The sequence below is a fragment of the Nostoc sp. genome (assembly GCF_036917395.1).
Classification (GTDB): Bacteria; Cyanobacteriota; Cyanobacteriia; order Cyanobacteriales; family Nostocaceae; genus Nostoc.
This window is the reverse complement of record NZ_JBALDI010000032.1, coordinates 1-9,865: the sequence shown is the minus strand read 5'-3', so window position 1 is coordinate 9,865 and position 9,865 is coordinate 1. Positions and strand designations below refer to the sequence as shown.

Here is a 9,865-nt window from a genome sequence, read left to right as displayed (position 1 = left end):
AATTCGTAAACAACTCATTCAATTTGACTGTCTTCGAGATGCCATAGAAAATATTCTTCGCACAGCGTCCTAACCGTCTTGGCGATTGCTATACAAGTTGACGGTTGCGTTACGCGCAACCGTCAACTTTGACTAAATCAAAAATCCCAATACTTGATTATTTAACGTAATATATTTAACTTATTCAATCAAAGCTTGTTGTCGGGTAAATGAAAAAATAAATGCTTCAACCTTCAGTAAAAACCCGATGCTTTGTACAAGCATGAATAAATTTTGGGAAAACAGCCGTGATCCGACTGAATACGGTTTCAATATAATGTCGAGTAGATTGTTTAATATATTGATTCCAGGGTTGGTCATTACGTCGTGAATTCTTTTTTGTTGTCACAAATTTATATAGGAAATGAGTTTAAAAAATATTCAGTACAATCACTAGTTTGTTTTAAAATCATTCCCATTTGATGAAATAAGTCGTTCATCAACATTGAAATCCCGTGCAATCGCCGATTAAATCACGATTTTTCTAACATTTGAGGTATCAAGTTGTGGTCTTTCATATAGGCACATGCCCTGTTATGATTACCATTGAAGAACATTGCTGCAACCAGTGCCATTGTAAGAATTTCTGCATCAGTCACCTGACGACGAATGTCGTCACCATGTCCGAGCGCCTGAAGTAGGTCATCAGTGATAGCATAGCTCGCAATTATTTCGTTTAGCATAAGCCCCTCCTATTTTTCCTCTGGAGGGGATTTTATTGCTTAAATGAACCCCTTGCGATCGCTCGAATGCATAACTAGCAACTTGAGTTATTATGCAACGCCCTTGTCTCCAACCTGTTATCGAGCCTAAAGACACATCTAAAATAGTTTCGATTTCTTCGTATAGGTAATCAAGGCACAACCAACTTGACCGCCAAAGCTTTTCTTACCTCACAAGCATCACGGCAAGCTGCGATAAAATCTTGTAACTCTGCGTTAGCCAAGCTCACCGTTGGCGAAGCCTCTCGTAGAGAAGGTATCGCAGTTGCCACTTCCGTCTTTAGTATTACAGTTTGTAGATGCTGGTTTATCATAATCTGCTTTTACACTTGTACACTCAGCCGTATTATCTCGTACTTTTTTTTAGAAATCAAATAGGATTCCTATATAATCATTACCATTAGCGATCGCTAGATTAATAATGTTGTATCAAAACCCAATAAACAAGCTTCAAAAATTTATCCAAAAACAAAGTTTTTTGCATATAGGGATTTTTCTGGCAATTCTATTGGGTATCATATTATTCAATTGGGTAGCACTTTCGCAGCGACCAGTTACCCTAAATATGTTAATTACTGCCCCAGATGCCCAACCTTGGAAGCAGGGTTTGATTAGAGACTTTGAGGCTGAGAACCCAGGCATTCGCATTAACTTAGTTGAGGGGCCAAATGCTACAAATTTGCTTGAAGACCTGTACACCTCATCTTTTATCTTAGGTGAATCCCCTTATGATTTGGTGAATATGGACGTGATCTGGACGCCCAAGTTTGCTGCTGCTGGATGGTTACTACCCCTAGATGATCGCATTTCCAAGCAAGAGTTGGCAGCATTTTCACCAAAGGATGTAGAAGGCGGACGTTACCAGAACAGGCTGTACCGCATTCCCATGCGTTCCGACGTGGGAATGCTCTACTACCGGGAAGATTTAATCAAAGAAGCAGGATTGAAACCGCCAGAAACCTTTAAGGATTTGATCCAAATTTCCCAAGTCTTGCAGAAGAAACAAGAAGTAGATTGGGGCTATGTTTGGCAAGGACGCCAATATGAAGGACTCGTGGCAATGTTTGTGGAAGTCCTTAATGGCTTTGGTGGCTTCTGGGTTAATCCTAAAACGTTCGAGGTTGGGCTAGATCGAGCAGAAACATTACAGGCCGTTGAGTTTTTGCGTAGTACCGTCAGCGAGGGCGTTTCTCCTCCTGGAGTCACGACCTACCAGGAAGAAGACACCCGCCGTTTGTTCCAAAGTGGTCAAGTAGCGTTTTTACGCAGTTGGCCCTATGTATGGCCTTTAGCCCAAGCAAAGAATTCGCCAATCCAAGGCAAAATTGCAATTAAACCGATGGTTCATGCTCCTGGTAAGACTGGTGCAGCTTGTTTAGGGGGCTGGGGTATAGGGATTGCTAAATCTTCTAAACATCCCGAAGAAGCTTGGAAAGCAATTGAGTACTTTACCAGTCGGGAGGCACAGCGCCGATTCATTTTGAGTGCAGGCTATGTGCCAAGTCGCCGGGATTTATTTACAGACCCAGAGATTGTTGCCAAATACCCTCACTATCCGCAGTTACTAGAGGTTGTGGACAATGCAGTTTTACGTTCGCCGATCGCACAATATGACCAAACATCGGATATTTTGCAGCGTTATCTCAGCGCTGCGCTATCCGGTCGGATAAATCCGGAACGAGCAATGCAAGCTGCTGCTAATGAAACGCGCCAACTGCTAGGAACTAGGAACTAGGGAGAATTACTAATGACTAATCTGCATTCACTCCGAAGTCGAGAACAACGGACTGCTTGGCTCTTATTAACACCAGCATTATTGCTGTTGTTATTTGTATTTGCCTACCCGATTTTACGAGCATTCTGGTTAAGTGTATTTACTAGAAATTTGGGAACGGAACTACAACCTGTATTCTCTGGTTTGGACAATTATCTGCGGATGGCAGGGGATGGTCGTTTCTGGCAGAGTTTGTGGGCAACGACCGTGTTTACAACAGCATCCGTGCTTTCAGAACTACTGCTAGGACTGGGGATTGCCCTAGTTCTCAATCAGGCGTTTTTTGGACGGGGCGTAGTGCGGACAACTGCCATTCTACCTTGGGCTTTGCCTACTGCTCTGATTGGTCTGGCATGGGCTTGGATTTTTAACGACCAGTTTGGGGTTGTAAACGATATTCTACGGCGGTTAGGGCTGATTAAAACTGGAATTAACTGGTTAGGAGATCCAACTCTGGCGATGAGCGCAGCGATCTTTGCTGACGTTTGGAAAACTACACCCTTTATCAGTATTCTGCTGTTGGCTGGCTTGCAGTCGATATCAGCAGACCTCTACGAAGCCTACTCTGTCGATGGGGCAACTGCTTGGCAAAGCTTCCGTAATATTACCCTGCCACTGCTGCTGCCACAAATCTTAATTGCAGTCCTATTTCGATTTGCTCAAGCTTTCGGGATTTTCGACTTGATTGCTGTGATGACCGGGGGTGGGCCTGGTGGTGCGACTGAAGTGGTGTCACTATATATCTATTCCACGGTGATGCGCTACTTAGATTTTGGTTATGGAGGAGCCTTGGTAGTAGTGACATTTCTAATATTAATTGCTGCGCTGGCGATCGCTAGTTTCTTGCTTAATAAATACCGTGCCAAAACATCAGGAGTTATTTAACGGATCGCAAAACTCCACTAATTCACCAACTGATGTTAGTGTTTGCCTAAGTAGTTTGTAACTTGGGTAACTCGTATAGATTTACTATTGTTGAGCTTGGTAATTGCTTGTTCCACTTATCTCTACCAAACTTCGCCTTCAATATCTATCAAAAACTTTTTGTCAGCTTTCAAAGAAAAATTGCATAAATTGATCTATATAATACCCATTATGATTATAAGTAGGATAACTGGAAAAACTGAGTGGAGCCAATATTTAACTAGTTCTCTTTTAAAGTCTCTCGTAGAGGTCGTTCCAGCCATCCAGGCTAGGAGAAGACTAGATCATTTTTTTATATCTAGATCCTTAATAAAGATAATAAGCAAAGTTAAATTTATACTCAACCAGTCAACTATAGCAATTCTAAATCATTTGTGAGAACGAAAATTTCTGAAAAGTCTATAAATACGTACTTTTGATCTACTTATTTTCTCACGTTTCAATTCTGATTGCTATATAACAGTTTTACTCCGAATCTCAGATTGAGTTTAACCTCTTTTTTATTCCTCTGAAAAGAAAAAAGCACTATCTCTTAAAAACTACTTTTAGATATTGTTAATATTTTTTTAATAAATTAATGTCAAATCCAGGATAAATTATGAAAAAACGTGAAGATATTATCCAACAATTTTCAACTTTTCTCAGCTTGATAAATGATAATAAAAATTTCAATTTTATTTGGAAATCTGAGATATATTTAGAACGTAATATAAGTTTTTTAATACAATCAGAACCAAATGCTAAAGAAGAATACTGGGCGCGTCATTTTCTGAAAATTATCAGAGAGTTCTCAAAGCAAGAGTTATTTGAGAAAAAAGAAAACCTTTCTATTTCTATATCATCGTCAGAAAAGCTCGCAGAGGCACATTTGTGTGCATACTTACAAGAAGCTTGCCTTTGGGCAGCTAGAAAAAGCTCTCAAAGATTTAAATTCATCCAGCATAAATATCCATTAGAGGAATACTTTCAAATAGCTAATTCAGCTATTTATCCTCCAGCAAAACTTTTAAAAAACTTTAATTTTGATTACCATCAAACTAATATAGAAGGCTATACTAAAACAGCTGTTATCCGTTTCATTAGTAATACCATTTATCAGAAAGAGTTAGAAGGTAAAAGAGAAAAGTTTTCTAACTACGGTCTTTTAAAAGATTTGAGTAAGAAAGAGATGCAGGAAGCTCTAACTATAAAAGGAATAAATCAGAATCGTGTTAGCTTATACTGCCTAGCTTGGCAATGCTTAGAGCAAATTTATCAACCAAACCAAAGGCAAGGAAACCGTAGTTTAGAAATACCTAGCGCCGAATGTTTTCAGGAAATTGCATCATTATATAATGAACAGTGTAATCAACTAGGATTTTTGGAAGCACCAGTTTCAAAGGATAAAATTAAAGAAATATTAGAATTTTGTATCCAAGCAGCTCGTGATTACCGGACAAAACATTTTCTGCCTTTAGAAAACTACGATAATTTAACTGATAGCCAGCATACCGCCTTAGATAATCTTATCCAAAAAGAAGAATGGCAGCAAGTAAACTCACTTGTTTCAAGTTTATTTTCAGCTATCCCAGAGACTGGTCAAATAATGTTAATACTTTGGCTGGGATTAAACTTAACTCAAACTGAGATGACAGTAGTTTTAAAAAATAAATATCCTGAAATCCAAAAACAATATCAAGTAGCTCGACAGTTAGCAAAATATAACAAAATACTTTTAAAAGAGTTTATTAATGAATCTCAAAAAATTTATCCTGAAATTTGTCTGAATGAAGAAAAAGATATTGAAATAATCAAACAGTCATTGGATGAATGCTTACAAGTACACTGTCAGCAATTATGCAAATACATTTTAGATAAAATTACTAAAGAATGGCAGGTTAAAAGTAAAATAAATGTTTTAAAATTTAAATTAATAGATAAAAAAATAGATGGAAATTTTGTAGATCCCATATTGAAAGTATTTCCTAATATAAACGAAATCAATAAAATTTTGAAAGAAGCTTTTCTATATCAATTAGAAATAGATATGGCTTTACCTAAAGATTCTTTGGGATTAGTCAGTAATAAGCTTGCTGATTTTGTAGATGAATGGCTAAAAGATAATTTTAAAAAATTGAAACTAGGAATTAATAATTATGTCCATTAATTTAAATGATTTGACTTTAATTTATCCGGAACATTTATGTTTAGATATATCAATCCAAGAGCAAGAAGCGGCATGGAAGCAAACTATGCAAGAGCCTTACTCTAACACAGCTGCTCGCTGGAATGCCTACCTAAATCATTTATCTTTAAATAATTTTTTAACTGGGTTACAAGAAGACCCAGATTTGCAAGTGATACCCAGGTTATGCTTTCAAAAAGCTGAACTACCGAGTATCTGGGAAGTAGTAAATGGCTCTATGTTAACTCTGGGCGAGACTAGATTAGTGTTAATCCCCAGCGATAAAAGCTACCTTCCAGAGTTTCGGATTCCACAAGAATGGATTGATATTCCCAGTTGGTCAGCCCATTATTATATAGCGGTGCAGTTAAACCTAGAGGAATCTTGGCTACGGATATTGGGTTATGCTAATTATCAGCAAATCCGAAAGCAAGCTACTTATGATCTAATGGATCGAACCTATTGTTTAGATGTAGAGTATTTGATTGCAGACTTGAATGTAATGTGGGTGGCACAAGAACTTTTTCCTCCCAACATCCCAGAGGTTAAATCTTTACCAACTTTGCCAAAAGCACAAGCAGAGCAATTATTAGAACAATTGAGTAAGTGGACTTTTTCTTCACCTAGACTCAATATCCCCTTTGATATGTGGGGGGCATTACTGGCAGTAGATGAATTTCGGCAGCATCTTTATCAGCGACGCTTGGAAAAGCAAAAAAATAATAAAGTTGAAGCTAGCTACTCTGTGGATAACAATTTGAGCTTATGGTTTCAAAATATATTTAGTGCGGCTTGGCAAAATTTGGATAGTTTGTTATTAGCACACCAAAATACTTTAGCTGCTCAATTCAGAAGTGATTTTGAGTTGAATGAGGGATATGTCAAACGAGCCAAGCTAATTGATTTAGGGATGCAACTTGGGGATAGTGCAGTTGTGCTGTTAATTGGTCTTAAAACAGAGGTTGATGGCAAAATCAGTCTGCGCGTCCAGTTGCATCCAGCAAATGCAGAAACTTACTTAATACCAAATCTCAGACTAATTTTGCTTTCACAAGCAGGGACAATTCTTCAGGAAGTTACTTCTAGAAATTACGATCATTATATTCAACTCAAAAGATTTAAATCTCCCCCTGGAATTCGCTTCAGTATACAAGTTGCTCTTGATAATGTCAGTATAAAGGAAGATTTTGTACTGGAAGCAATTGATGACCGATAGTCATGACTAAATTAGTCGTGTTGAATTTAGGAAAAGGTAGCTTGAAGCAGGGATTTACTACTGTTACAGCTCAGTTGTATAACTATAGCAATCCTATACCGATACAATTTACAGGCAGCTTGCCTGCTGCACCAGAACTTATAGAACTCTACAGGCGTTGGCAGTTACTATATTTGTTGCTGCATGAAGCTCTTTTTCCTGGTCAACGTTGGCATAGAAATATGGCAAGCGATGGAGATATTGAAATTGATGCAGAAGATATAACTAATATTTCCTCTGTTGAGTTTAGTAATTTATGTAACAATTTACAAAATAAAATTAATATTTGGCTAAAATCTGAATTATTTCGCAACATTGACCAAAAATTACGCACGAAGTTAGATCCTCATGAAGAAATTCAGGTCATTCTAGAAGCGGAAGATGACCAAGTTCGGCGGCTGCCCTGGCATTTATGGGATTTTTTTGAGGATTATCAAAAGGCAGTATTTGGTTTAAGCGCTCCTGAAGTAGATGAAGTTAAACCATTACGCAAACCGACTACAGGCAAAGTTAGAATATTAGCTATTCTTGGTAATAGTGAAGGAATTAATATTCAACAAGACCGAGCAATACTTGAACAACTACCGGGAACACAGACTGTTTTTCTGGTTGAGCCACAGCGCTTGGAGTTAAATCAATACCTGTGGGACAAGCAGGGCTGGGATATTCTTTTTTTTGCAGGACATGGTTCGAGTCAAGCTGATTGTGAAATCGGTCAAATTTATATTAATCAAACTGATAGTTTAACGATTTCTCAGTTAAAAAATGGTCTGAAAGCAGCGATCGCTAGGGGTTTACAACTGGCAATTTTTAACTGTTGTGATGGATTAGGATTAGTACGGCAATTGGCATCGCTGCACATTCCCCAAATTATTGTCATGCGGGAAGCAGTACCAGATCAGGTTGCTCAAGAATTTTTGAAGCACTTTCTAGAGGCTTTTGCTAATGGAGAATCTTGCCATTTGGCGATGCGGGAAGCCACAGAAAAGTTGCAGGGTCTAGAAAACACCTTTCCCTGTGCTAGTTGGTTACCAGTGATTTGTCAAAATCCAACGGCGATGTCGTTGATGTTGGTGAACAAAGTAGATTCTAAACCTATTAGCTTGCACAGCCGAAATATTATTGGAAGAATTTTCAAAGTCAGTATAGTCGCGACTGCCTTGATAATGGGGATGCGCTCAGTTGGCATATTGCAGTCATGGGAACTCATGGCTTTTGATGCAATGATGCGATCGCGACCTGATGAAGGACAAGATCAACGCATTTTAGTAGTTACTGTCACTGAAGCTGATGTGCGATCGCAACCTGCTAAAGAAAGAGGTGGAGCCTCATTATCAGACCGCACATTAGCTCAAGTTGTAGAAAAATTAGAGCAGTTCCAACCGCGAGTGATTGGCTTGGATATCTATCGTGAGAATCGCGTAGGAGTAGAGTATAAAAAATTATCTAGACTAATGCAAAAAAGCGATCGCTTTTTTGCTATATGTGAAGTTAGTGAAGAAAACAAAGACAGTGGTGTTTCGCCACCACCTGAAGTTCCAAAGCAAAACTTAGGTTTTAGTGACGTTATACGCGATCCCGATGGCATTATCCGCCGTCAAATATTGGCTATGACTCCTGCATTTCCTTGCAGCATTGATAAATCTTTTAGCTTTCAGTTAGCAAACCGTTACTTGCTTGCTGAGAATATTCAGTCAAAACTTACCGCAGAAAAAAACTGGCAGTTTGGCAATGTTGTCTTTAAAAACTTGGAGGAAAACAGCGGCGGCTATCACAACATCGATAATCTAGGTCATCAAGTGCTGCTTAATTATCGCTCTTCCCATCAAGCTATTACACAAGTAACTCTTACAGATGTTTTAAACAATAAACTTACTTCTGATTTAGTAAAGAATCGTATTATCCTGATTGGTACAACTGCTGAAAGTTTTCATGATTATTGGTCTACACCCTATAGTGCCAGTCAATCGTCATATCAGCAAATGCCAGGGGTAATGCTTCAAGCACACATGGTGAGTCAGATTCTTAGTACCGTTTTAGATAATCGTCCATTATTGTGGACGTTACCGAAGTGGGGCGAATTTATTTGGGTATGGGTTTGGTCATTAATTGGAGGCATAATTTTTTGGCAATTTCGGTCATGGTTAAGATTGGGATTGGCAGGAGTGGCAACTGTTTGCGTGTTATATAGTATATCCTTTGGTCTGTTGCTCCGAGGAGCTTGGATACCGCTAGTGCCATCAGTTTTAGTTTTGATAGTTAGTGGGGTTAGTATAATTATTTATCCACTTTTTCAAAATAACCAAAAATAATAAAATTTGTTTTTTAACGCTGCACAATTAAGACTATGAAACTGAAAAATATACAGAAAATATTTTTTCTCTCTGAAAGTAAATTTATGATCATTTTACTTTTGGCACTGTTTAGTTGTACTAGCTATCCTTTAACATTGATAGCAAAGTCTCAGCAACCAGCTAGCAGTGGTAATCAACCACCACAAGATGGATCAGGTAGAGGTAGACCTTCTAAACGCGGAGGAGCAGGAAGCCGTGGTAACTGTCCATCTGTGGAAGTACCGCTTATAGCCTTAATACCTGAAAAAAAAGTGGGCTTAATTGTTGAAGAGAATGCCACCTTTTGGGTGTTTGTACCCTATAAACCTAATGATGTATTTGGTGGAGAATTTGTCTTGCAAGATGAAGCAAACAACGACATTTACCGGGCTTCTTTTACTCCATCTGAGATACCAGGTATTGTTAGCTTTAATTTACCATCAACCGTACCATTGGAAGTTAATAAAACATATCAATGGTACTTTAAACTTTATTGTAATCAACAACAACGATTAGACTCAGTGTTTGTGCGTGGATGGGTGCAACGTATAGCTCTAACACCTAATACCATTTCTGTATGAAGCTGCGCTAAATTATCACCAAGGGTAAATTTGGTTTAAGCGTGATGGGTTTAAGATTACAAGTCGAAATAAA

6 protein-coding genes and 2 pseudogenes are annotated in these 9,865 nt (G+C 38.3%); 6 read left to right on the top strand and 2 right to left on the bottom strand.

The genetic code is table 11. From position 1 onward, the window contains the following. Positions 1 to 180: 180 nt before the first annotated feature. A pseudogene (locus tag V7K46_RS32040) lies at positions 181 to 722 on the bottom strand (hypothetical protein). A gap of 103 nt (positions 723 to 825) precedes the next feature. Further along, positions 826 to 1,075 (bottom strand): annotated as a pseudogene (locus V7K46_RS12495) (IS630 family transposase); the annotation flags it as partial. 107 nt (positions 1,076 to 1,182) lie between these two features. Here V7K46_RS12495 and V7K46_RS12490 point away from each other — a divergent pair. From V7K46_RS12490 to V7K46_RS12465, 6 genes are all read left to right on the top strand, one after another. Beyond that, positions 1,183 to 2,496 carry an ABC transporter substrate-binding protein gene (locus V7K46_RS12490; protein WP_335113474.1) on the top strand — a complete coding sequence of 438 codons (1,314 nt, stop codon included), beginning with the start codon at positions 1,183 to 1,185 and terminating at the stop codon, positions 2,494 to 2,496. A gap of 12 nt (positions 2,497 to 2,508) precedes the next feature. Next, a complete protein-coding gene (locus V7K46_RS12485) occupies positions 2,509 to 3,420 on the top strand; it encodes a carbohydrate ABC transporter permease (RefSeq protein ID WP_335113472.1) in 912 nt (303 codons plus the stop codon). A 637-nt stretch (positions 3,421 to 4,057) separates the two neighbouring features. Then, entirely contained in the window at positions 4,058 to 5,605 is a 1,548-nt protein-coding gene (locus V7K46_RS12480) for a sigma-70 family RNA polymerase sigma factor (RefSeq protein WP_335113470.1), read from the top strand. Next, positions 5,595 to 6,839 (top strand): DUF1822 family protein, encoded by a 1,245-nt coding sequence (locus V7K46_RS12475; RefSeq protein ID WP_335113468.1) that lies wholly within the window; start codon positions 5,595 to 5,597, stop codon positions 6,837 to 6,839. Before V7K46_RS12480 ends, V7K46_RS12475 begins: the two co-directional genes overlap by 11 nt. Positions 6,840 to 6,841: 2 nt before the next feature. Then, the gene (locus V7K46_RS12470; RefSeq protein WP_335113466.1) at positions 6,842 to 9,190 is read left to right on the top strand and encodes a CHASE2 domain-containing protein; all 2,349 of its coding nucleotides are present in this window, start codon (positions 6,842 to 6,844) and stop codon (positions 9,188 to 9,190) included. Between the two features lie 86 nt (positions 9,191 to 9,276). Next, the gene (locus V7K46_RS12465; RefSeq protein ID WP_335113464.1) at positions 9,277 to 9,792 is read left to right on the top strand and encodes a DUF928 domain-containing protein; all 516 of its coding nucleotides are present in this window, start codon (positions 9,277 to 9,279) and stop codon (positions 9,790 to 9,792) included. Positions 9,793 to 9,865 lie beyond the last annotated feature (73 nt).

Coding starts and splice junctions, on each gene's coding strand:
- V7K46_RS12475 (WP_335113468.1), top strand. CDS start 5,595: ATGTCCATTAATTTAAATGATTTGACTTTAATTTATCCGGAACATTTA.
- V7K46_RS12465 (WP_335113464.1), top strand. CDS start 9,277: ATGATCATTTTACTTTTGGCACTGTTTAGTTGTACTAGCTATCCTTTA.
- V7K46_RS12490 (WP_335113474.1), top strand. CDS start 1,183: ATGTTGTATCAAAACCCAATAAACAAGCTTCAAAAATTTATCCAAAAA.
- V7K46_RS12485 (WP_335113472.1), top strand. CDS start 2,509: ATGACTAATCTGCATTCACTCCGAAGTCGAGAACAACGGACTGCTTGG.
- V7K46_RS12470 (WP_335113466.1), top strand. CDS start 6,842: ATGACTAAATTAGTCGTGTTGAATTTAGGAAAAGGTAGCTTGAAGCAG.
- V7K46_RS12480 (WP_335113470.1), top strand. CDS start 4,058: ATGAAAAAACGTGAAGATATTATCCAACAATTTTCAACTTTTCTCAGC.